Annotated in this window: 20 protein-coding genes and 1 tRNA gene; 12 read left to right on the forward strand and 9 right to left on the reverse strand. The window is 61.4% G+C overall.

Annotated features, from left to right (window positions below):
* Positions 1–55 precede the first annotated feature (55 nt).
* Positions 56–271 (forward strand): hypothetical protein, encoded by a 216-nt coding sequence (locus ACKI1H_RS10315; RefSeq protein ID WP_138526814.1) that lies wholly within the window; start codon positions 56–58, stop codon positions 269–271.
* A 40-nt stretch (positions 272–311) separates the two neighbouring features.
* Here ACKI1H_RS10315 and yacG read toward each other — a convergent pair whose 3' ends face one another.
* From yacG to pilB, 5 genes are all read right to left on the reverse strand, one after another.
* The gene (gene yacG, locus ACKI1H_RS10320) at positions 312–515 is read right to left on the reverse strand and encodes a DNA gyrase inhibitor YacG (RefSeq protein ID WP_138526815.1); all 204 of its coding nucleotides are present in this window, start codon (positions 513–515) and stop codon (positions 312–314) included.
* A complete protein-coding gene (gene coaE / locus ACKI1H_RS10325; protein WP_138526816.1) occupies positions 512–1,120 on the reverse strand; it encodes a dephospho-CoA kinase in 609 nt (202 codons plus the stop codon). Before coaE ends, yacG begins: the two co-directional genes overlap by 4 nt.
* A 64-nt stretch (positions 1,121–1,184) precedes the next feature.
* Entirely contained in the window at positions 1,185–2,057 is an 873-nt protein-coding gene (locus ACKI1H_RS10330; protein ID WP_440468289.1) for a prepilin peptidase, read from the reverse strand.
* Between the two features lie 3 nt (positions 2,058–2,060).
* On the reverse strand, positions 2,061–3,278 hold the full coding sequence (locus tag ACKI1H_RS10335) for a type II secretion system F family protein (RefSeq protein ID WP_138526818.1): 1,218 nt from the start codon (positions 3,276–3,278) through the stop codon (positions 2,061–2,063).
* A gap of 3 nt (positions 3,279–3,281) precedes the next feature.
* Positions 3,282–4,985, reverse strand: a complete 1,704-nt coding sequence (gene pilB / locus ACKI1H_RS10340; RefSeq protein ID WP_138526819.1) for a type IV-A pilus assembly ATPase PilB — start codon at positions 4,983–4,985, stop codon at positions 3,282–3,284.
* A 230-nt stretch (positions 4,986–5,215) separates the two neighbouring features.
* Here pilB and ACKI1H_RS10345 point away from each other — a divergent pair, with 230 nt between their 5' ends.
* The 7 genes from ACKI1H_RS10345 to ACKI1H_RS10375 are packed head-to-tail and all read left to right on the forward strand — an operon-like array spanning position 5,216 to position 12,651.
* Complete coding sequence (locus ACKI1H_RS10345) at positions 5,216–5,632, forward strand: pilin (protein WP_280054677.1); 417 nt, start codon at positions 5,216–5,218, stop codon at positions 5,630–5,632.
* A gap of 53 nt (positions 5,633–5,685) precedes the next feature.
* Complete coding sequence (locus tag ACKI1H_RS10350; RefSeq protein WP_440468290.1) at positions 5,686–7,626, forward strand: hypothetical protein; 1,941 nt, start codon at positions 5,686–5,688, stop codon at positions 7,624–7,626.
* Positions 7,613–8,500 carry a glycosyltransferase family 2 protein gene (locus ACKI1H_RS10355; RefSeq protein WP_440468291.1) on the forward strand — a complete coding sequence of 296 codons (888 nt, stop codon included), beginning with the start codon at positions 7,613–7,615 and terminating at the stop codon, positions 8,498–8,500. Before ACKI1H_RS10350 ends, ACKI1H_RS10355 begins: the two co-directional genes overlap by 14 nt.
* Complete coding sequence (locus tag ACKI1H_RS10360) at positions 8,500–9,729, forward strand: glycosyltransferase family 4 protein (protein WP_138521104.1); 1,230 nt, start codon at positions 8,500–8,502, stop codon at positions 9,727–9,729. Before ACKI1H_RS10355 ends, ACKI1H_RS10360 begins: the two co-directional genes overlap by 1 nt.
* Positions 9,726–10,739, forward strand: coding sequence for a glycosyltransferase family 4 protein (locus tag ACKI1H_RS10365; protein ID WP_138521105.1), 1,014 nt, complete (start codon positions 9,726–9,728; stop codon positions 10,737–10,739). The genes ACKI1H_RS10360 and ACKI1H_RS10365 overlap by 4 nt, the downstream gene beginning before the upstream one ends.
* Positions 10,739–11,755, forward strand: a complete 1,017-nt coding sequence (locus ACKI1H_RS10370; RefSeq protein WP_171049464.1) for a class I SAM-dependent methyltransferase — start codon at positions 10,739–10,741, stop codon at positions 11,753–11,755. The genes ACKI1H_RS10365 and ACKI1H_RS10370 overlap by 1 nt, the downstream gene beginning before the upstream one ends.
* The gene (locus tag ACKI1H_RS10375) at positions 11,755–12,651 is read left to right on the forward strand and encodes a glycosyltransferase (RefSeq protein ID WP_246084840.1); all 897 of its coding nucleotides are present in this window, start codon (positions 11,755–11,757) and stop codon (positions 12,649–12,651) included. The genes ACKI1H_RS10370 and ACKI1H_RS10375 overlap by 1 nt, the downstream gene beginning before the upstream one ends.
* Here ACKI1H_RS10375 and ACKI1H_RS10380 read toward each other — a convergent pair.
* Both ACKI1H_RS10380 and ACKI1H_RS10385 read right to left on the reverse strand, forming a co-directional pair.
* Positions 12,569–13,834 carry a lipopolysaccharide biosynthesis protein gene (locus ACKI1H_RS10380; RefSeq protein WP_440468292.1) on the reverse strand — a complete coding sequence of 422 codons (1,266 nt, stop codon included), beginning with the start codon at positions 13,832–13,834 and terminating at the stop codon, positions 12,569–12,571. The two genes, ACKI1H_RS10375 and ACKI1H_RS10380, sit on opposite strands and share 83 nt — an antisense overlap.
* On the reverse strand, positions 13,831–15,144 hold the full coding sequence (locus tag ACKI1H_RS10385) for a nucleotide sugar dehydrogenase (protein ID WP_138521109.1): 1,314 nt from the start codon (positions 15,142–15,144) through the stop codon (positions 13,831–13,833). The genes ACKI1H_RS10380 and ACKI1H_RS10385 overlap by 4 nt, the downstream gene beginning before the upstream one ends.
* 163 nt (positions 15,145–15,307) lie before the next feature.
* Here ACKI1H_RS10385 and ACKI1H_RS10390 point away from each other — a divergent pair.
* Positions 15,308–15,383: transfer RNA gene (locus tag ACKI1H_RS10390), tRNA-Thr, on the forward strand.
* A 59-nt stretch (positions 15,384–15,442) separates the two neighbouring features.
* On the opposite strand, the gene galE is transcribed toward ACKI1H_RS10390, so the two are convergent.
* Positions 15,443–16,459 (reverse strand): UDP-glucose 4-epimerase GalE, encoded by a 1,017-nt coding sequence (gene galE / locus ACKI1H_RS10395; protein ID WP_138521110.1) that lies wholly within the window; start codon positions 16,457–16,459, stop codon positions 15,443–15,445.
* Positions 16,460–16,563: 104 nt separating this feature from the next.
* A complete protein-coding gene (gene nadC, locus ACKI1H_RS10400; RefSeq protein WP_440468293.1) occupies positions 16,564–17,412 on the reverse strand; it encodes a carboxylating nicotinate-nucleotide diphosphorylase in 849 nt (282 codons plus the stop codon).
* Between the two features lie 278 nt (positions 17,413–17,690).
* On the opposite strand from nadC, the gene ACKI1H_RS10405 reads away from it, so the two are divergent.
* The 3 genes from ACKI1H_RS10405 (at position 17,691) to ampE (ending at position 21,469) form a co-directional block, all read left to right on the forward strand.
* Complete coding sequence (locus ACKI1H_RS10405) at positions 17,691–19,982, forward strand: DUF1631 domain-containing protein (protein WP_440468294.1); 2,292 nt, start codon at positions 17,691–17,693, stop codon at positions 19,980–19,982.
* Positions 19,983–20,057: 75 nt separating this feature from the next.
* Complete coding sequence (gene ampD, locus ACKI1H_RS10410) at positions 20,058–20,630, forward strand: 1,6-anhydro-N-acetylmuramyl-L-alanine amidase AmpD (protein WP_440468295.1); 573 nt, start codon at positions 20,058–20,060, stop codon at positions 20,628–20,630.
* The gene (gene ampE, locus ACKI1H_RS10415; RefSeq protein WP_440468296.1) at positions 20,627–21,469 is read left to right on the forward strand and encodes a regulatory signaling modulator protein AmpE; all 843 of its coding nucleotides are present in this window, start codon (positions 20,627–20,629) and stop codon (positions 21,467–21,469) included. The genes ampD and ampE overlap by 4 nt, the downstream gene beginning before the upstream one ends.
* Positions 21,470–21,578 lie beyond the last annotated feature (109 nt).

Raw genomic sequence — 21,578 nt, forward strand, 5'->3', positions numbered from 1 at the left:
TCGGAAACCTCCCGGGATCAGGGAAGCTTGGCCCCCATTCGCAAGGAGATTGCCGATGAGCATTCACAGCTGGGCCGAGCAGCGCCTCCACGAGCTGCTGATCGAAGCCGAAGCGGCCGGCCAGGACCCGCAACTGGCCGTGCGCGCGCTGCTCAGCGCCGTGGTGCAGGCCAATGCGCAGGTCCGTACGCAGGAAGACCTGGGCCACGAGCTGCACTTCCTCGCCGATAACCTGGACGAAGAGCGGGACTACGCTTTCATGCGTCCCTGAATGAAAAAGGCCCGCTTCTGCGGGCCTTTTTCTGGACGGGTCAATGTCCTCGTGGCTTCTCGAGGTCGCCGGAGAACAGTTCGTCTTCCAGGTTGTCGCCGGGAATGGCGTGCTCTTCCGCTGCCCAGGCGCCGAGGTCGATCAGCTTGCAGCGGTGCGAGCAGAAGGGGCGGTATTCGTTCTTGGCGCTCCATTCAACAGGAGCGCCACAGGTAGGGCATTCCACGGTCAGGGGTTGGCTCATGGTTGTCCTCCACGCAGGCCTAGATAGAACTGATGCAGACGCTCGACCTGCTGGTGCAGGTGACCGAGGTCGCCATCGTTGAGCAGCACGTCGTCCGCGTGCTTGAGTCGGTCGTCGCGCAAGGCCTGGGCCTTGAGAATCGAGCGGACCTGTTCTTCGGACACCTGGTCGCGGCGCATGGTGCGTTCCAGTTGCAGGTGTTCGGGGGTGTCGACCACCAGCACGCGCTGGGTCATGCGGTGCTGCCCGGACTCCACCAGCAGTGGCGAGACCAGGATGGCGTAGGGCGACTGCGCCTGCGCCAGGTTGCTGGCGATCTCCTGGCCGATCAGCGGGTGCAGCAGTTGCTCAAGCCAGCGGCGCTCGTCCTCGGCCTTGAAGATGCGCTCGCGCAGGGCTGCACGGTTGAGCTGGCCGTCCGGCAGCAGCAGGGCGTCGCCGAAGCGCTCGACGATCCTCGCCAGGGCAGGGCGGCCGGGCTCCACTACCCAGCGCGCAGCGTGGTCGGCGTCGACCATGTGGATGCCCAGCGAGGCGAAATGCTCGGCGGCGGCGCTCTTGCCGCTGCCGATGCCGCCGGTGAGGCCCAGAATCCAGGGTTTCATCGTTCTCCTTTCTGCCGGCCCGGTGGCCGTCGCGGGCGCCGAGGGAAGTCGGCGCCGGAGAAGGCTAGCGGAAACCGGCGAACTGCAGATAGGTCGCGGTTATTTGATCACCCCAGAGCAACGCAATCCAGCCGGCGATGGCCAGATAGGGGCCGAAGGGGATGGGCGTACTGGTTTCGGCATTGCGCAGGCGCAGCATGATCACGCCCAGCACGGCACCCACCAGTGACGAGAACAGGATGGTCAGCGGCAGCACCTGCCAGCCACCCCAGGCGCCGAGCATGGCCAACAGCTTGAAGTCGCCGTAGCCCATGCCTTCCTTGCCGGTGATCAGCTTGAACAGCCAGTACACCGACCACAGGCTCAGGTAGCCGAACACCGCACCCCAGAGCGCGTCGCCCAGGTTGGTAAAGAGTCCGAAGTGATTGACGATCAGCCCCAGCCAGAGCAGCGGCAGCACCAGGGCGTCCGGCAGCAACTGGTGATCGACGTCGATCATGCTCATCGCCAGCAGGCCCCAGGTCAGCAGCAGCATCGCGCCGGCCTGCCAGCCGAAGCCGTAGTGCCAGGCGATGAAGGCCGACAGCGCACCACAGGCCAGCTCGATCAGTGGGTAGCGCTTGCTGATCGGCGCCTTGCACGACGAACACTTGCCGCCCAGCGCCAGCCAACTGACCACCGGGATGTTCTCCCACGGTTTGATCTCGTGGGCACAGTGCGGGCACTGGGAGTTGGGCAGGACCAGGTTATAGGTCGGGCGCTTCTCGCCCTCTGGCATACCCAGGGTTTCCCGCGCCTGTTGTTGCCAGTCGAGCTCCATCATCCGCGGCAGACGATGGATCACCACGTTGAGGAAGCTGCCGAGCAGCAGGCCGAGGAGGGTGGCACATAAAACAAAGGCCAGCGGGGTGCTGGCCAGGAAGTCGAGAACAGGCATGGGTTAGACGACAGAGCCCAGTTGGAAGATCGGCAGGTACATGGCGATGATCAGGCCGCCGACCAGAACGCCCAAAACGGCCATGATCATCGGCTCCATCAGTGTGGTTAGGTTATCGACGGCGTTGTCTACTTCTTCTTCATAGTAGTTGGCGACCTTGTCCAGCATGTTGTCCAGGGAGCCGGATTCCTCACCGATGGCAGCCATTTGCACGGCCATGCTGGGGAAGATTCCGGTGGTCTTCATGGAGAAGTTCAGCTGTGTGCCTGAAGATACGTCCTGCTTGATCTTGGCGACTGCATTGCGGAAAACTACGTTACCCGTGGCGCCGGATACCGAGTCCAAAGCCTCTACCAATGGCACGCCGGCGGCAAAGGTAGTGGACAGCGTGCGGGCGTAACGGGCTACGGCGGACTTGTAAATGATGTCGCCGACGATTGGGACGCGCAGGACGCCACGATCCACCATGTCACGGAATCTTTCCGAGCGGTTATGCGCGGTCTTCAATGCGTAGCCGATTGCGAACATGGCGATCAGAATGATGAACCACCAGGCCTGCATCACCTCGGAGAGGTTGATGACCATCTGAGTGAACGCCGGCAATTCAGCGCCAAAGTTCTCGAATACCGACTGGAACTGGGGCACCACCTTGATCAGCAGAATGGCGGAAACGATCAGTGCTACGATGACCACCGCGATCGGATAGGTCATGGCTTTCTTAATCTTGGCCTTAAGCGACTCGGTCTTCTCTTTGTAAGTTGCCACGCGATCGAGCAGCGTTTCGAGGGCGCCTGACTGCTCGCCTGCATCCACTAGGTTGCAATAGAGGTCGTCGAAGTACTGGGGCTTTTTGCGCAGGGCATTGGCCAGGCTGTTACCGGCCGCAACTTCCTGCTTCACCTCATCGATCAGCTTACGCATGTTGGGGTTGTCGAAACCCTCGCCGATGATGTCGAAGGACTGCAGCAGTGGTACGCCCGATCCCATCATTGTTGCCATCTGACGAGTAAACAGTGCGATGTCCATTGGCTTGATGCGCTTGCCCTGACTCAGCAGGGAGATACCCTTCTTGCGCACCTTGGTGGGGTTGATGCCTTGCTTGCGCAATTGAGCCTTGACCAGCGCCGTATTGACCCCGGAAAGCTCCCCCTTGACCTTCCCGCCTTTGCGATCAGTGCCTTCCCAGGCGAAGACGCTGCTCTTCAATGCTTTTTCCGCCATGGATTAATCCTTGGTCACGCGGTTGACTTCTTCGAGACTGGTTATGCCTTGCATGGCTTTAAGCAGGCCCGAAGTGCGCAGATCGTTGAAGCCTTCTTTTCGTGCTTGATCAGCGATCTGAATGGAATTGCCTTCTTCCATGATAATCCGCTGCAGGGCCGGCGTGATTTTAACCACTTCATAAATACCTACGCGGCCCTTGTAGCCACCCTTGCAATTTTCACATCCGATGGGCGCGTATAGCTTGAAGGAGCCGATCTTGTCCTCGGGGAAGCCTTCGTGGCGCAATGCATCGCCAGGAACATCGTGTTCCTTCTTGCAGTGCGGGCAGAGCTTACGGGCCAGACGCTGGGCAATGATCAGGTTCGTAGAGGTCGCCAGGTTGAAGGAGGCGACGCCCATGTTCAGCAGGCGCGTCAGGGTTTCCGCTGCGCTGTTGGTGTGCAGGGTAGACATCACCATGTGGCCAGTCTGCGCAGCCTTGATGGCGATTTCTGCCGTTTCCAGGTCACGGATCTCGCCAACCATGATCACATCCGGGTCCTGACGCAGGAAGGCCCGCAGGGCCTGGGCGAAGTCCATGCCCTGGCGCGGGTTGACGTTCACTTGGTTGATGCCTTCCAGGTTGATCTCCACCGGGTCTTCCGCGGTAGAAATGTTGATATCGGGGGTATTGAGAATATTCAGACCGGTATACAGTGATACGGTCTTGCCCGAGCCTGTGGGACCGGTGACCAGGATCATGCCCTGCGGTTGCTTGAGGGCTTCCATGTAGAGCTGTTTCTGGGCGTCTTCGTAGCCCAGTGCGTCAATCCCCATCTGTGCACTGGCGGAGTCCAGTATCCGCATCACGATCTTCTCGCCCCACAGTGTGGGCATCGTATTAACCCGGAAATCGATGGATTTACTCTTGGATACACGCATCTTGATGCGGCCATCCTGGGGTTTGCGGCGCTCTGAGATATCCAGCCCGGCCATGACTTTCAGGCGGGCCGAAATGCGGCTGGCCAACTGAATTGGCGGTTTCGCGACTTCGTGCAGCATGCCATCAGTCCGGAAGCGGACCCGGTAGATCTTCTCGTAGGGTTCGAAGTGGAGGTCTGAGGAACCTCCCTTGATGGCATCGAGCAGCATCTTGTTGACGAAGCGCACAACGGGGGCGTCGTCGGCATCCCCTCCGATGGGGTCATCCTTCTGCTCTGCATTGCCGTTCTCGATATCCAGGCCGTCTAGGTCGATATCACCCAGATCGTCAAGGGCGCTGGTGGCGCTTTCGAAGAGCTTTTCGATGGCGTCGCCGAGCTTGTCGTCTTCGACCAGGATGGCTTCGGTCGTCAGGCCAGTGCTGAACTGGACGTCGGTGATCGCTTGGTGGTTGGTCGGGTCGGAAAGGCCGACAAACAGTTTGTTGCCACGTCGCCAGAGCGGAAGCACCCGATGCTGACGGATCAGTTTTTCCGAGACCAACTCCTTGGGCAGGGCTTCGCGATCGAGGCTGCTCAGATCGCAGAAGGCCACGCCAAACTGATCAGCGGCAAGTTCTGTCAGAGGGCGACTCTTCACGAGTTTGTTCTGCACCAGATAGGTGACCAGCGACAGCTTGTTGCGTTGCGCCTGTAATTGCGCCTGCTGGGCACTCTTCTCGTCGAGAAGCTCGGATTGCACCAGTTGGCGAGCGAGGCCGGACAGGACGACTTGATCGTTCATGGAAGGTAAATGCCGGGAAGAGGTATCAATGCCTTATAACGCAGATGTCGCGGAGTGCCAAATTGGCGAAGCACCACTGCCAAAAAATGTCACTTCCTGCGCAATAGTGCGTAGCTGCTATTGAGAAATTTCTGCTGGATCAGGGGATGCGCGGCTGTAGGAGTATTGGCATGATTTCTGCCTGATGTTTGGAAGGTCCTACGACCTCTTATATAAACCTGGAGAGAATTATGAAGGCTCAAAAAGGCTTTACTCTGATCGAACTGATGATCGTGGTTGCCATCATCGGTATTCTGGCTGCCATCGCACTGCCGGCCTATCAGGATTACACCAAGCGCTCCCACGTGACTGAGGGTCTGACCCTGGCTTCGGGTGCCAAAACGGCTGTTACCGAATTCTTCGCCTCCAAAGGCACCTGGCCGACCAACAACGCCTCGGCTGGAATTGCTACGGCTGCTTCTATCAACGGCAATGCAGTTCGCAGTGTCACCGTCGATACCTCGAAAATCACCATCGTCTACAATACCAAAGTTGAAGCTGGCAAGACTGTTGTTCTGCAGGGCTCGTCCAGCTCCGCTGGTGCCGTTACTTGGACCTGCAATACTGGTAACTTGAGCGCCAAGTACCTGCCGTCCAACTGCCGTTAATTCGTGCTTTGAAAAAGGCCCCTTTCAGGGGCCTTTTTTCATAAGGAGTCGGAGTGAAGTTGTTTGTAGTTCTGTTCGTGGGCCTGTTGTCGGTGGTTTTATTTCTTTATGCGCCGGGGCTTCACGGAGACTTTGAGTTCGATGACTCCGCCAATATCATTGATAACAACAGTCTGCATATAACTGCACTGGACCTGAAGCAGCTCAGAGCAGCAGCCGTCTCAGGCGATGCAGGGCCTACAGGCCGCCCGCTGGCGCTCATCAGCTTTGCGCTGAACATCTACTTCTTCGGCATGCAGCCGTTCTATTTCAAGCTTATCAACGTCCTGATCCACCTTTGCAACATTGTGCTTGTGGCTGGACTCTCTTCTCTGATCCTGCGGCGGTGGTACAGCCTTTCTGCCCGAAGCGGAGCACTGGCGGGGTTGGCAGTGGCTGCGCTCTGGGGGGTGCACCCGATCAACCTGACCAGCATACTGTATGTTGTGCAGCGCATGACCAGCTTGTCTGCGCTATTCGGATTCCTTGCCATCTATCTTTATGTCCGCTGGCGGTCGAAGCCGAGCACGGAACAGCTTTCTCTCAAAGGAGGGCTGTCGATACTCCTGATTCTGCTGGCCTTGGTGCTCTCGATGTTCAGCAAGGAGTCCGGAGTTTTGTTCGTCCTATTGCTGGCCTGGATCGAATACTGCGTCTTCGAGTTCAAATCAGATGGGCGAGTACTGCGTTTAGGAGCTCTCACTCTCCGGTATTTGGTGACAGCTGTAGGGCTGGCAATGGCGCTCGTTGCCCTTGTCTGGGTGATTCCGCCAATGATCTCGCCGGGCGCATTCGCACAGCGCGACTTCACTCTATCCGAACGACTTCTTACCGAGTCGCGGGTGATCTTCTTTTATCTGGCCATGATTGTTTATCCGGTCTTGTCCAGCCTCAGCCTCTATCACGACGATTTCACCATCTCGACCTCGCTGACACAGCCGGACAGCACGGTATATGCAGTATTTGGAATCGTCTTGCTTTGGGCCATCTGCCTATTTGGCTGGCGCCGCTATCGGATGTTGTCCTTTGCGATTGGGTGGTTTTTCATCAGTCATTTGCTCGAGTCCACGGTGTTTTCGCTGGAGTTGGTCCACGAACACCGCAATTATTTTGCGAGCATCGGCTTGCTATGTTTCTTGGTCGGAGTTGGCACGCAACTGCGCGGGCGGGTACGTGTCACCTTGATGATACTGGGCGCGGCCTTTTTCCTGCTGTTCTCTTTCGTGACCTACAACCGCTCTTTGGTCTGGTCGAGTCTGGTGGACCATGCCGCGTACGAAGCGGAGATGCATCCCAGGTCCGACCGGGCGAATTATCAGATGGGGCGCATCTACCTCAAGTTGCTGGACAATAGCAAGGACATGGCTTTCGCCGCCAAGGCGAGGGAGTACTTCCAGCGTTCGGCCGACGCCTATCTTCCGGCGAATGGCTCCTATTTCGCATTGATCCATCTGGCCTACTATCTGAATGAAAAGGCAGACCCCTTGGTGGTCCAGCGCCTTCAGGAGCGCTTGCGGACCTTGCCTTTCTACAACAGCAACGTAGCGTTCTTGAGGGTGCTGGTTGATTGTCAGTTGGGCGGCTTCTGTCATTTGCCTCCCGAAGAGCTGGTTGCCCTGTTGGCAGCCTCCCTGGAAAATCCCCGGGCAGCGCCGGAAAGTCGGAGCAGTGTCTATCTGCTGCTGGGCCGCTATTTTATCGAGTCGATAGGAGATCTGAGAAAGGGTGAAGAGTTCTTCCGCGATTCGATAAACGTGTTAGATGCTCCAGGAGCGAGGATCATGCTGGTCCAGGCGCTGCGCATGCAGGGGCGGTTTGCCGAGGCGCTCGATGAGCTGAAGCTCGCCGCTGCTCGGGATCGACTGGGTGCCAATGCCCAGTGGATCGTATCAGAGCACCAGCGAATCCTGCAGGCACAAGATAACAAGGTGGAAAATCATAATGCCGTTCACTGAAGTCGGGGCGCCGAGCCTCAGCATCGTTCTTCCGGCGAAGAACGAAGCCGACGGATTGTCCCTGGTCTTGCCGAGACTTAAGTCTCTGTATCCTCTGGCGGAGATTATCGTGGTTGATGATGGTTCGACCGATTACACCGCCAGTGTCTGTGCGGCGCAAGAGGTTATCCGCGTGCCCCACCCCTACAGCCAGGGTAACGGTGCTGCAATCAAGACCGGACTGAGACGAGCCACGGGTGAAATCGTCGTGTGCATGGATGCCGACGGCCAGCATCGCCCGGAAGAAATCGAGTTGCTGTTGGATAAAATGGCCACCGGTTACGACATGGTGGTGGGTTCGCGGAACAAGTCCGGCCAGGCCAGCGCCCACCGAGGGCTGGCCAATGCGCTCTACAACCGCTTGGCCAGCTGGATGGTCGGCCACAAGGTGGCCGATCTCACCTCCGGTTTCCGCGCCATGCGCCGTTCGCGCGCCCTAGAGTTCATTTCGCTGCTGCCCAATGGTTTTTCCTATCCGACCACGACGACCATGTGCTTCTTCCGTGCAGGGTATCCGGTCGCCTATGTCGATATCGACGTGCAATCGCGCCTGGCCGGCACCACCAGCCATGTTCGGCTGTGGAGGGATGGCATGCGCTTCCTGCTGATCATCTTCAAGATCGGCACGCTCTACTCGCCACTGAAGATTTTCCTGCCCATTGCCGCAAGCCTCTTCGCTACGGGCACGGGCTACTATCTGTATACCTTCCTGACCATGTCCCGGTTCACCAACATGAGTGCATTGCTGTTCACCTCGGCGCTGGTGATTTTCCTCATGGGTCTGATCTCCGAACAGATCACCGCGCTGATGTATCAGGATCGGTCCGGCCATTGATGAAGGTTATTCCGCCATCGCGTCCAGTCCTGCTGGTGCTGGCATCTACCTATCCTCGCTGGCGGGATGACCCGGAGCCCGGTTTCGTCCATGAGTTGAGCCGACGGCTGACGGACCGCTTCGATGTGCATGTGATTACCCCGCATTTCGCCGGTGCACTGCGCAAGGAAGACCTCGACGGCGTGCACGTCCACCGGTTCCGCTATGCACCGGCGGCCTGGGAGACCCTCGTCAGTGGAGGTGGCATGCTGGCCAATGTTAGGCGCGATCCCCTGAAGTGGCTGCTGGTTCCCGGATTCCTGCTCGCCATGTTTTTTTCTCTGCTGAGGTTGGTTCGTTCGCTGAGGCCCGCGCTCGTCCACGGTCACTGGATCATCCCGCAGGGAGTGATCATTGCACTGGCTCGATACTTCTGCCGGTTGCCTCCGGTGGTCCTGACCTCACATGGCGGCGATCTCTTCTCACTCAAGAATGGACTCATGGGTCGGCTCAAGAGCTGGGTCATGAGGCGCATCGATCATCTGAGCGTCGTCAGCGAGGCCATGGTGGAGCCGGCCCAGGTGCTGGGAATGCCTCATGGCCAGATGAGCGTGCTGCCGATGGGGGTGGACCTGGATGAGCGCTTCACGCCATCGGAAGTTGCGCGCAGTGACAAGTTGTTGCTTTTCGTCGGGCGCCTAGTGGAGAAAAAGGGTCTTGCGCACCTGCTTAATGCGCTGCCGATCCTGTGCCAGCGTTACCCTGGGCTGCGTCTGCGCATTGTCGGCTTTGGCCCGCTGCAGGAATCATTGCTGCAGCGGGCCGTCGAACTGGGGCTGAGCGAGTCTGTGGAGTTTGTCGGGGCCGTCGCCCAGGAGGGACTGGCTCCGCACTACCGGGAAGCAACCCTGCTGGTCGCCCCGTTCGTTAGGGCGTCCACTGGCGATGTCGAAGGTCTCGGATTGGTCAGTATCGAAGCGATCGGGTGTCAGTGCCCGGTGATCCTTGGGGATGTGCCGGCAGTGTGGGATGTCCTCGCCGAGCAGCCGGAGTGGATCGTTAATCCGCAGGATTTGCAGGCGCTCATTGCTGCTGTTTCATCCGTTCTTGATGATCCGGAGGCGGTCCGCAACCGAGTGGATACGCTGCGTGGTCGCCTGTACCAGAGGTTCTCCTGGAGTGCTGTCGCCCAGCGCTATATCCACCTGTTCGATAACCTCATCCCGGATTCCGGGGCGCGTCAGCGGTGAGCTCACGCGCCCTAACCATCTGGCTTCCCTCCCTTCGAGCCGGTAGTGGCGCCGATGTCTTTACCCTGCGTCTGGCACAGAGCTTAAAAAAGGCAGGGCATTGCCCGGTGGTGCAATGGTTCGATCGCCGTTTTGAACTCTGTCCATCGCTGCTCAAGGGCATCCAGCCTCCGGCCCGCGCGGATTTGGTCCACGCCGGCAGCTGGCAGGGCTTTGCCTTCAAGCGCCAAGGCCTGCCGTTGGTGGTCACGGAGCATCACTGTTCCCTCCATCCGCTGCTGCGTCGCAGCCACTCGACTACCCAGGCTCTCTATCACCGATTCTGCGTGCAACGCTGGAATCGACTGAGTTATCGCATGGCCGACTCGGTCGTTGCCGTGAGCAACTTTGCCGCCCAGCCGTTACGCCCAATGCTGGGCGAGCGCCTGCAGGTCATCCACAATGGCGTCGATACCGCGCACTTCTGCCCCGGCCAGCGCGGGACGTCGAGGCGCTTCCGGTTGCTTTTCGTCGGCAATCCCTCGCGCTGGAAAGGTGCGGATCTGCTTGCTCCGCTGGCGGCAAGGCTGGGCGGCGACTTCGAGGTTTGTTGCCTGAGCGGCCTGCGCTCGAATTGGCCGAAAGGGCTTGATGCGACGGGGCTGACCTTTCTGCCACGCGTTGCGCCGGCAGATATGCCTACTGTCTATCGTTCTGTCGATGCTGTGCTGGCGTTGACTCGCTTCGAGACATTCGGCTATGTGGCACTGGAGTCGATGGCTTGCGGTACGCCGGTGGTCGGGTTCGATTGTGCCGGGACGGCTGAGGTCTGCGCTGGCGCTGATTCAGCCTTGCTCGGTCCCGTCGATGACCTTGACGCGCTGGCAGGCCGAATTCGTGAATTGTCGGCAGATGCCGAGCTTGCTCGGCGCCTGTCGTTTAACGGGCGTCGACGCGCTGAAGAGCTGTTCTCCATCGATCGGTGTGTCGGGTCTTATCTGAAGTTGTATGAGCAGTTGGTGGAGCGATGATGGCCGAGCGTGCCGATCCCTTCTGGAAAGACGCCGAGTTGGAGTTCGTCGCGGCGTGTCCGGTCTGCGGCTCGGACGCCTCGCGCGTCCAGTACTCCTGTTTGAGCGATGGGCTGGAGGGCGTGCCAGGGCAATGGGAAATGCGTCAGTGCCTCGGATGCGCAAGCAGCTATCTGGGCGAGAGACCAGCGTCTCACGCGATAGGCAAGGCATACGGCAGCTATCACACGCACGCCGACCCACGCACCGAGCACGAGGGGGATAACGGGCACGGCGTGCTCTGGCGTCTGATCAATGGGTACCTCGATCACCGTTTTGGTGCCAGCCGGACGCCGTCTTCTGCCATGGGGCGCTGGTTGGTGCCTCTGTTTCTGCCCTTGCGCCTGCAGCTCGACTTTTTCTTTCGTCATCTTCCTCAGGCTCGCGGTCGATTGCTGGATATCGGCTGCGGCAACGGGCGATTCCTGCTGCGCGCGCGCGAGGCGGGCTGGCAGGTCCAGGGGCTCGAGCCGGACGCCAAGGCCGCACAGGCCGCTGGTCTCGCGGACATTCCCGTGCATGTCATGGGGTTTGAAGGGCTGGCGGGAGCCGGAGAGTACGATGTGGTGACATGCTCCCATGTCATCGAGCATGTGCATTCGCCAGATGCGCTGCTGCAGTCCATCAGGTCGCACCTTCGTCCGGGAGGCATGCTGTGGCTGGCGACGCCCAACGTTCGCAGCCTGGGCCATCGAGTCTTCCGCGAGAATTGGCGTGGGCTGGAGCCGCCTCGCCACCTTCAGGTGTTCTGCATCGCATCCTTGCGACAGTTGCTCAATGACGCCGGATTCGAGGACATCTCGTTCAGACGCCGTGGCCGGGGAGCTGCTTACATCCTACAGTCCTCCCAGGCCGCCGTAACGAAGCCCAACATGATTCAAAGGCTCGTGCCGGTATGGGTCATCGACCTGCTGGCGACATTTTCGCCGCACTTTTCGGAGGAGATCGTTGTAGTGGCTCGGAATCCTGAAGCGTGATGCGCCCCGTGACGGCCGTACTGATCAACTTCCGCGATGCGCAGCGGACCTGCAAATGCGTGAAGAGCATTCTTCGTGAGCAGGTCGATCAGGTGTTGGTATGGGATAACTCCGAAGATGCCGGTCGTTCGGCGGCCGCTGTCAGGGAGGCGCTTCAAGGGGAGCCATTGGTGCAGATCGAGGTCTGCAGCAAAAACCTCGGATTTGCGGCGGGTGCCAATCGGGCCATTGAGAGCGCGCGGCGCGATCGGCCGGATAACTGGATCCTGCTCATCAACAATGACGCGACCCTGCGCGAAGGGGCCCTCGGCAAGATGGCGGAGGTACTGGCGGATCACCAGCAGACGCAGCTGGTCAGCCCGCGTATCAACCACGCCGGCATTGATTCCGGGCCGCTGTTCTATCACCGCTGGACGGGCCTGCAATTCCGTCGACCCAGACCAGGCAGCTTTGCCTTTCCAACCGGCTGTTGCCTGCTGGTGGCGCCCGAGCGAATCGCGCTACCGTTGTTTGATGAAGTCTTCTTCATGTACGGCGAGGATGTCGCTCTTGGCGCCAGGCTGCAGTCGGTTGCGCACTTGCCCGAGGTGCTGGTGGATCATGAAGGCTCCGCAAGCAGTGGCTTGGGGAGTCGCTTCTACGAGGAGCGGCTGGTGGCGGCGCACTGCATGCTGGCGAGGGCGCTGGCGCGCAATGCTATTGAGCATTGGGCGATGCTCCTGGTGCGGCTGCCCTTGCTCCTGGCACGAGCCACGCTACGTTCGTTGCGATTCCGCTCGCTGCTTCCGTTGAGAGCCTTGTATGGCGGGATGCTTATCGCCGCCGGCAAGGATCCTCTGCGTTCGCCTGTTTGCGCAGCGTCCGGAACACCAGCCACCAGCCAACGCCTGCCATGAAGGCTTCGGCGCCAGCCAGCGCTATCGCCGTACCGGACAGCCCGTAGCTCGGCACCAGCCAGATGATCAGGCCGAGCAAGACCGGGATGCCGCTCATTTCGAAAACCAGGCGCCGCTCCGGCTGCCCATTGGCCACGAGGATGGTGCCGCTGCTGATGCGCAGCGCAAGTGGAAGCGCTGCGCAGGCCAGCAGTGGCGCCAAGGTCGCTGTTTCGCTGTAGCTGCTGCCCAGAATCCAGGGCAGCGCCAGGCTGCCGATGGCCAGTGCTCCGGCCGCGCAGGCGCCGCCCAGAGCGCTGAACAAGGCAAGAAGGCGAACGAGTCGAGTCTGGGACTGGTTGGCCGAGTGGCTATTGAGCTGGAACAGTCGAGGCTGTGCCGCCAGCAGCAAGGCGCTGACCGGCGTCATCAGTGCTCCTAGCACACGATTGGTGATGGCATAGATTCCCGCATCGTGGGCGCTGGCTACTTTGGCGATGACGATCTTGTCGATCTCGGATGGGTTCATAGCCACCATATGCATCGCGCAGTACGTCAGCCCTTTTCGCCATTGGGCGAAACTCAGGCGACGGGGAGTGGAGCTCAGGTTCAGGCCGCGCAAGGTCAGCCCCAGGACCATGAACAGTGCAAGTCCCGCGGCCAGCACCTGGCCGACGATAAAGGCTTCCAGGTTGGAAAGACTGTCGATCAGGGCGCAAGGCAGCAGTGCCAGCAAGCGCAGCCCCAGCGGTAACCACTGCAGCAATTGGCCGCGCGCCACCAAGTGATGGGCCTGATGCGCCCAGCTGCAAAGCAGGATCAGCGGCATCATGACCAGCTCGATCAACCCCAGGCCCAGGGTCACCGCAAGACTCAGGTGCAAGTCGAGCCCCAGGGCATGGGCGAGCAGCAGGAATCCTCCCAGCAGCACCGTGGCAACCCCCAGGCTTGCCGGCCATGCGCCGCGCCAGATGTCCTCCACCGCTTCACGCCCCTGGGCCGACGCAGCGAGCATCAGGTAGCCGCAACCTAGCGTCGGCACCAGGCCGAGCAGCGTCGCCAATGCGGCCAGGGCTGCATACGGGCCGTAGATCGCCGGAGGCATGAGGTGCGTCAGAAGAATCAGCGAGCCTGCTAGGGTGAGCAGGCGCAATCCCAGTATCAGCGAGGTGTCGAAGGTACTGCGTGCCAGAGCACCGATCATGCCGGGATGATATTCGCTGCCCGGCTCGGCGCGTACCGGCCACGCGTATCGACCAGCAACCGGGAATGTCTGGCAAGTGCTTCGTAGTCGAACAGGTCGTGGTCGGTGGCCAGCACTACGCAGTCGAACTCCTGGATGTTGCCACCGCTCAATTGCACGGAGTCCAGGTCGAACGAATAATCCCGTTTACGCGGGAAGGTTGGGACGTGTGGGTCCGAATAGGCGACCAGGGCGCCGCGCTGTTCGAGCAGGGACATGATCTCGACCGCCGGCGATTCGCGGGTGTCATCAATGTTCTTCTTGTAGGCCAGGCCAAGGATCAACACCCGGCTGCCGTTCACGGCCTTCTTCTGGCTGTTGAGCGCGTCGGCGACCTTCTCCACCACCCAGTGCGGCATGTAGTGGTTGATCTCACCCGCCAGCTCGATGAAGCGAGTGTTGACGCCGTACTCCTTGGCTTTCCAGGTCAGGTAAAACGGGTCGATCGGAATGCAGTGGCCGCCAAGGCCAGGACCGGGCGTATAGGGGACGAAGCCGAAGGGCTTGGTCGCCGCTGCGCGGATCACTTCGTGAATATCGATGCCCATCTTGTCGGAGACGATCTTCATCTCATTGACCAGGCCGATGTTCACCGCGCGGTGGATGTTCTCCAGCAGTTTGGTCATCTCGGCTGCGCGGGGGCTGCTGACCGGCACCAGCGTATTGATGGCGTGGCCGTAGATGGCCTGGCCCAGCTCCAGGCAGCGAGGCGTCATGCCGCCGATGACCTTGGGGATGGTGCGCGTATCGTAGTGAGCGTTGCCCGGGTCCTCGCGTTCCGGCGAAAACACCAGGGCACAGTTGCTGCCCGCCTTGAAGCCGCAACGTTCCAGGCGGGGAGCCAGCTCTTCTTCTGTGGTTCCCGGCCAGGTCGTACTCTCCAGGCTCAGCAACTGGCCCTCGCGGAAGTACGGCAAGATGGCTTCCGTGGTGTCGATAACGAAGCTCAGGTCGGGCTCGTGATGGGTATTGAGTGGCGTGGGCACGCAGATGATAAGGGCGTCGGCTTCCGTGCTGCGGGAGAAGTCACCGGTTGCCTCGAAGCCGGCTTTCCGGGCGCTGGCAATCAGTTCGTCGCCCAGGCGCTCGATATAGCTTCGACCGGCGTTGAGCGCTTGCACCTTGCTGTCGTCTATATCGAAGCCGATGACCCGGATTCCCACTTCGGCGAAGCGCAATGCCAGGGGAAGCCCCACGTATCCAAGACCGTAAATGCCAACTACGGCGCTTCCGTCGGAGATCTTGGTATGCAGCTGGTCCAGTGCGCTCATGGAAATGCCCAGATAGAAGAGAATCCGGCCATTCTGGCGAGTTTTTTTGGTCGTGGGAATTCTCAGAATCGCAGGTGAGACAATATGTGACTGATCTCTCGCCCATTACCGGCAAGGGGGGGCAATTGCCTAGACCGGAACAGGGTGGTAGCTTACGCCCGCCGCCGGTGTAGCTCAGTCGGTAGAGCAGCTCATTCGTAATGAGAAGGTCGGGGGTTCGATTCCTCTTACCGGCACCAGCTTCAACAAAAAGCCCCGCTTTCGAGCGGGGCTTTTTGTTTTCCGATTGGAAGAAAAATCAGGCGTAGCCGCTGGGGTTCCGGCTTTGCCAGTTCCAGGCATCGCGGCACATGTCTTCGATGTCGCGGGTGGCGCTCCAGCGAAGTTCAGTGCCGGCCAATGCCGGGTCGGCGTGGTAGCTGGCGATGTCGCCGTCGCGGCGGGGCAGGAATTGGAAGGGCAGTTCGTGGCCGCAGGCCTTTTCGTAGGCTTGGATGAGCTCCAGCACGCTGTAGCCGCGACCGGTGCCAATGTTGAAGGTCTTTGCGCCGCTGGCTCCGTCCAGCCAGCGCAGAGCGCTGAGGTGGGCGTTGGCCAGGTCAACGACATGCAGGTAATCGCGCACGCCAGTGCCGTCCGGGGTCGGGTAGTCGTTGCCGAAGACACGGATGAAAGGTTGTTTGCCGGTGGCGACCTGGGAGACATAGGGCATCAGGTTATTGGGGATGCCGTTGGGGTCTTCGCCGATGCGTCCGCTGGCGTGGGCGCCCACAGGGTTGAAGTAGCGCAGGATGGCCATGGTCCACTGCGGGTCGGCGTGGGCGATGTCGCGCAAGGCGATTTCCGCCATCAGCTTGGACTGGCCGTAGGGGCTGGCCGGGCCCGTGGGGGCGTCTTCTCGGATCGGGCTTTCCGCCGCCAGGCCGTACACCGTGGCTGAAGAGCTATAGATGAAGCGCTTCACGCCATGGCGTTGCATGACCTGGCAAAGGGTGACGGTGCCCGTGAAGTTGATCTGGTAGTAAGCGATAGGATCGGCCACCGATTCGGCGACGGACTTTACGCCGGCGAGGTGGATGGCGGCGTCGATCTCGTATTCGTTGAACAGCCGGTCGAGGATGGCTTCGTCGCGAACGTCACCCTTGACGAAGGGAATGCTCCGCCCGGTGAGCTGCTCGATGCGTTGCAGTGGGATGGGGGAGCTGTTGCTCAGGTTATCGAGCACGACGGGCTGATAACCCTGCTCGATCAGTTCCAGACAGATATGGGAGCCGATATAGCCGCAGCCCCCGGTCAGCAGAATCGTGCCCGCCATCGCGCCAGTGCCTCCTTTCGCCAGCTGTAGGAAGGCGCCTGAGGGAATTCAGGCGCTTGGCTGGAAGCGTAGGCGAGGGAGGACAGGTGCGCCTGTCAGGGCGATTACAGGCTCAGGCGCATCGACAGGTCCAGCGCCTTGACGTCCTTGGTCAGGGTGCCTATGGAGATGTAGTCCACCCCGGTCTCGGCGATGGTGCGCAGGGTGCTCTCGGTGATGCCGCCCGAGGCCTCCAGCTTGGCGCGGCCGGCGGTAAGGGCGACGGCGGTGCGCATGTCGTCCAGGCTCAGTTCGTCGAGCATGACGATATCGGCGCCGGCGTCCAGCGCCTGGCGCAGTTCGTCCAGGTCTTCCACTTCGATCTCCACCGGTTTGCCGGGGGCGATCTGGTGAGCGGTCGCGATGGCCTGGGCGATGCCACCACAGGCGGCGATGTGGTTTTCCTTGATCAGGAAAGCGTCGTACAGGCCGATACGGTGGTTATGGCAGCCGCCGCAGGTGATCGCGTACTTCTGCGCCAGGCGCAGGCCGGGCAGGGTCTTGCGGGTGTCGAGCAGCTTCACGCCGGTGCCTTCCACCAGGTCGGCATAGTGGCGGGCGCGGCTGGCGGTGCCGGAGAGTAGCTGGAGGAAATTCAGTGCGCTGCGCTCGCCGGTAAGCAGGGCGCGGGCCGGGCCTTCCAGGGTGAACAGGGTCTGGTCAGCGCTGACTTGTTCGCCGTCTCGGGCCTGCCACTTCACCTGCACACGCGGGTCGACCTGGCGGAAGACCTCGTCGACCCAGGCGGTGCCGGCGAGGGTGGCGTTCTCGCGGGTGATGATGCGGGCGCTGGCGTCGCGCTCGGCGGGGATCAGCTGGGCGGTGATGTCGCCGCTGCCGACGTCTTCGACCAGTGCGGCGCGGACGTTGGCCTGGATTTCCCCGGAAAGCTCGGCGAGGGTGAGGTTCGGCATGGAAGGCTCCTGTTCGCAGTGGCGCGATTATACGGAGGAGGGCGCCTGGCGGGCAGTGACCGCCTCTTTTTGCGTCACCGCACGATTTGTCGGACGGACGGCGACTTTCCTACTGTGAATTTCTTCAAGAATGCGTGAAATGTCTCTTGGTTGTGTAAGAAGCTTCCCTATAATGATGTTGAACCTTTCCGCTTTTTGACGCCACGATATTGACGTTACGGATGACGCTTCGATGACTGTTGGTGCCGCCAGACAGGTCTGACGGCAGGAGACTTGCGATGCAGAACGACGCGAACGTAGTGCCGCTGAACAAGTCGGCCACGGAACCCTCGCAGACTTCGTTCGCTGGACGCGTTCCGGCGGGGCTCGTCGCTGTCCGCGATAAGGTCGCCGTCCAGCTGCGTCATGCCATGCAGGCCCTGTTCGACAACGCCGACGATACCCTGTTCGAGATGGCTGATCGTGCCGCCAATAACGCCGAACAGAGCGCCTACTTCGAAGCCATGCGCGACCTGCGCCTCAAGCGCAAGGGCATCGAGCGCGGCTTCCTGCAGAAGGTCTTCGAGAATTTCGCCAACCTGAACCAGTATGAAATCGGCCGCGCGCCGGTGCTGGATACGGTTTCCTACGAGAATCTCACCCTGGTGCAGAACGACGAGCTGGAAGAGTCCGTCGCCCTGGATGCCATGGTTGCCAAGGTAGTGAGCCGCGACGGCGTCGCCCTCACGCACCTCACCACTCGTTTCAACACCCTGGTCAGCAAGAAGGTCGAGGACAAGAGCAACCCGCTCGGTCCGCGCCAGCTGTGTGAAGCCTTCCTCGAGGCCTGCCGCGGCCTGGGCGTGGAGATCAAGGTCAAGCTGATCATCCTCAAGCTCTTCGAGAAGTACGTGCTGGCCGATGCCGAACACCTGTACGCGGAAGCCAACCAGACCCTGATCGCCCTGGGCGTGCTGCCGGAGCTGAAATCCGTTCCGCTGCGCCGCCCGCCGCAACGTACCGTGCCCAGCAGTCAGGGGGCCGCGCCGTCCGCTGCCGCCCCTGAAGCGGGTGAGCAGGGCAGCGCTCAGTACATGGACGCCGACAGCCAGGCCGCCTTCGCCGCCCTGCGCGATCTGCTCTCGCAAGTGCGCGGCAGTGCCGCCCCTGCGCGCTCCATGCCCGCCGATGCGGTGCCGATTTCCAGCAACGACTTGATGCGCCTGCTGTCGCACCTGCAGTCGCACCTGCCGGCGCAGACCATCGACGAAGTCGACGTGCGCCAGCACCTGGACCACCTGCTGACCCGCGTCAGCAGCAAGAGTGGCCGTTCCCGCGTGGTCGGCCAGGTGGACGAGGACGTCATCAACCTCGTCTCCATGCTCTTCGAATTCATCCTCGACGACCGCACCCTGCCGGATTCGCTCAAGGCCCTGATCGGCCGCATGCAGATCCCGATGCTGAAGGTCGCGGTGCTCGACAAGACCTTCTTCAGCCGTGGCAGCCACCCGGCGCGTCGCCTGCTCAACGAGATCGCCTCGGCCGCCCTGGGCTGGGCCGAACACTCCGATGGCCAGCGCGACCACCTGTACCAGAAGATCGAGCAGGTGGTAATGCGCCTGCTGAACGACTTCGTCGACGATCCGGCGATCTTCTCCGAACTGCTCGACGAGTTCATCTCCTTCACCGGGGACGAGCGCCGCCGCAGCGACCTGCTGGAGCAGCGCACCCGCGATGCCGAGGAGGGCCGCGCCCGTGCCGAGCTGGCCCGTCAGGATGTGGAAGGCGTGCTCAACGAGCGTCTGCTCGGCCGCACCCTGCCTGAAGTGGTGGTGCGCCTGCTGCAGGAAGCCTGGAGCCAGGTTCTGCTGCTGACCTGCCTCAAGCACGGCACTCACTCCTCCGAGTGGGAAGCTGCCCTGGCGACCATGGACGACCTGATCTGGAGCGTAGAGCCCCACGAAGACCCGGATTCGCGTCTGCGTCTGCTGGAGATGGTTCCGCAACTGCTCAAGTCGCTGCGCGAAGGCCTGGCTTCGGCCGCCTTCGATCCGTTCTCCACGGGCGAATTCTTCAGCCGTCTGGAGGGGTTGCACGTGCAGGCCTTCCAGCGCTACAAGCAGGTCGAGGAAGCTCCGCTGCTCGATCTGGAAGATGACCTGCCGTTGCTGGACGACCCGCTGGACGCGCCGGTAGCTGTCGCGCCTGCCGCTGTTCAGCCGGCCATGGTGGCGGTGGTCGAGGAGATCGTCCTCGCCTCGCCGGAGCCGGCCCGTGCCGTAGAGCCCGAGGAGGCCTTTGCCGACGACGACGAGTCGCTGCGCAAGGTCGATGACCTGCGTGTCGGCAGCTGGGTGGAGATCCAGGAAGACGAAGAACACAAGCTGCGCTGCAAGCTGGCAGCGGTGATTCGTCCGAGTGGCCGCTACATCTTCGTCAACCGCACCGGCATGAAGGTGCTGGAAAAGACCCGCATGAGCCTGGCTGTCGAGTTCCGCCGCAACGCCGTGCGCCTGCTCGACGACGCGCTGCTGTTCGACCGTGCCCTGGAGTCGGTGATCGGCAACCTGCGCCGCCTGAAGAACGCCTGAACCCGCTGGCCGCGCGCCAGCGAGTTCATTTCCCCCGTCGCCTGCTTTAGAGTGGGGCTCTGCCAAGGAGTCTCCATGCAGATCGATCCCGAATCCGGCTGGTGCCTCGAGGCCCAGCGCTGCCCCTCGCCGAACTTCAACGCGCGCCCGGACGGCGAGGAAGTCTCGCTGCTGGTCATCCATAACATCAGCCTGCCGCCCGGCCAGTTCGGTACCTGCAAGGTGCAGGAGTTCTTCCAGAACCGCCTGGACGCCGACGAGCATCCCTATTTCGCCAGCATCTGCAGCCTGACGGTGTCCGCGCATTTCCTCATCGAACGCGACGGCTCGCTGTTCCAGTTCGTCTCCTGCCATTCGCGCGCCTGGCATGCCGGCGTGTCGCGCTTCGACGGGCGAGAGAACTGTAACGACTTCTCCATCGGCATCGAGCTCGAAGGCACCGATACCGAACCCTACAGCGACCGGCAGTACGAGGTGCTGGCGCAGCTGACACGGGAGATACGCAAGGTATTCCCGGCGATCACCCCGCCGCGCATCCAGGGCCATTGCGATATCGCTCCCGAACGCAAGACCGACCCGGGCGAGGCGTTCGACTGGACGCGTTATTTTGCCGATATTGGCGCCGGCCTGAAGAAGGAGCCGACATGAGTTTCCTGGTGCTGTTGCTGGTCCTGCTGGTCGAGAAGTTTTCCGGCTGGCGTGCAAAGGTGCAGCGGGACGGCTGGTGGTTTGGCTGGCTGGATGCTGTGGGCGGCGTGAAGTCTCTGGTGGCGCAACCCTGGCTCGGCCTGCTGCTGGCGATCCTGCCGCCACTGCTGTTGCTGGCGTTGCTGCTGACCCTTCTCGAGCCGGTTGTTTACGGTCTGCTGGCGCTGCCGGTGCAGTTGCTGGTGGTGGTCTGGAGCCTGGGACGTGGCGACGTGCTGCGCGCCATCGGGCCGTTCCGCGATGCCTGGCGCCGCGAGGATGCCCAGGCCGCCTACCACGTCGCCGAGCGCGACCTGGGCGTGCAGGTGCAGGCCGATGGCGACGACGATCTGCTGGCCGTGGTGCAGGGTACGCTGGTGTGGGAGGCCTACCAGGCCTTCTTCGCCGTGATCTTCTGGTACGCGCTGCTGGGTCCGGTGGCCGCGCTGGCCTACCGGCTGCTCGCCATCGCCGCTGAGCAGGCCCGCCAGCCGGAGCTGCGCGAGCGCGCCGCACAACTGCGGCATGCCTTCGACTGGTTGCCGTCGCGTGCGCTGGTGCTGAGTTTCGCCCTGGTGGGCAACTTCGTCGCGGTAACCCGTACCCTGTTGCACGACCTGCTGGCCTGGGATGTACCCGCCGCTCGTCTGCTGGCCCGCGCCGGCTATGTGGCCGAAGACTTCAACGAAGGCGGCCTGGGTGCCAAGGGCGTCGCCAGCCTGGACGCGCTGTGGCAACTGCTGGTGCGCTCGGCGGTGCTCTGGTACGCGGTCTTCGCCATCTGGGCGTTGCTGCTCTGATCCTGCGAATCGGGCCGGCTGCCGCCGGTCCGATGATGGCATTTTAACCTTAAGTTACAGAACTCCCCGCCGATATCAGGTACACATCGAACCCGACGCGTGAGGTGGC

It is taken from the genome of Pseudomonas sp. YH-1, from assembly GCF_051990045.1.
Lineage (GTDB): Bacteria > Pseudomonadota > Gammaproteobacteria > Pseudomonadales > Pseudomonadaceae > Pseudomonas > Pseudomonas nicosulfuronedens.

Coding starts and splice junctions, on each gene's coding strand:
- ACKI1H_RS10315 (WP_138526814.1), top strand. CDS start 56: ATGAGCATTCACAGCTGGGCCGAGCAGCGCCTCCACGAGCTGCTGATC.
- yacG (WP_138526815.1), bottom strand. CDS start 515: ATGAGCCAACCCCTGACCGTGGAATGCCCTACCTGTGGCGCTCCTGTT.
- coaE (WP_138526816.1), bottom strand. CDS start 1,120: ATGAAACCCTGGATTCTGGGCCTCACCGGCGGCATCGGCAGCGGCAAG.
- ACKI1H_RS10330 (WP_440468289.1), bottom strand. CDS start 2,057: ATGCCTGTTCTCGACTTCCTGGCCAGCACCCCGCTGGCCTTTGTTTTA.
- ACKI1H_RS10335 (WP_138526818.1), bottom strand. CDS start 3,278: ATGGCGGAAAAAGCATTGAAGAGCAGCGTCTTCGCCTGGGAAGGCACT.
- pilB (WP_138526819.1), bottom strand. CDS start 4,985: ATGAACGATCAAGTCGTCCTGTCCGGCCTCGCTCGCCAACTGGTGCAA.
- ACKI1H_RS10345 (WP_280054677.1), top strand. CDS start 5,216: ATGAAGGCTCAAAAAGGCTTTACTCTGATCGAACTGATGATCGTGGTT.
- ACKI1H_RS10355 (WP_440468291.1), top strand. CDS start 7,613: ATGCCGTTCACTGAAGTCGGGGCGCCGAGCCTCAGCATCGTTCTTCCG.
- ACKI1H_RS10360 (WP_138521104.1), top strand. CDS start 8,500: ATGAAGGTTATTCCGCCATCGCGTCCAGTCCTGCTGGTGCTGGCATCT.
- ACKI1H_RS10370 (WP_171049464.1), top strand. CDS start 10,739: ATGGCCGAGCGTGCCGATCCCTTCTGGAAAGACGCCGAGTTGGAGTTC.
- ACKI1H_RS10375 (WP_246084840.1), top strand. CDS start 11,755: ATGCGCCCCGTGACGGCCGTACTGATCAACTTCCGCGATGCGCAGCGG.
- ACKI1H_RS10380 (WP_440468292.1), bottom strand. CDS start 13,834: ATGATCGGTGCTCTGGCACGCAGTACCTTCGACACCTCGCTGATACTG.
- ACKI1H_RS10385 (WP_138521109.1), bottom strand. CDS start 15,144: ATGAGCGCACTGGACCAGCTGCATACCAAGATCTCCGACGGAAGCGCC.
- galE (WP_138521110.1), bottom strand. CDS start 16,459: ATGGCGGGCACGATTCTGCTGACCGGGGGCTGCGGCTATATCGGCTCC.
- nadC (WP_440468293.1), bottom strand. CDS start 17,412: ATGCCGAACCTCACCCTCGCCGAGCTTTCCGGGGAAATCCAGGCCAAC.
- ACKI1H_RS10405 (WP_440468294.1), top strand. CDS start 17,691: ATGCAGAACGACGCGAACGTAGTGCCGCTGAACAAGTCGGCCACGGAA.
- ampD (WP_440468295.1), top strand. CDS start 20,058: ATGCAGATCGATCCCGAATCCGGCTGGTGCCTCGAGGCCCAGCGCTGC.
- ampE (WP_440468296.1), top strand. CDS start 20,627: ATGAGTTTCCTGGTGCTGTTGCTGGTCCTGCTGGTCGAGAAGTTTTCC.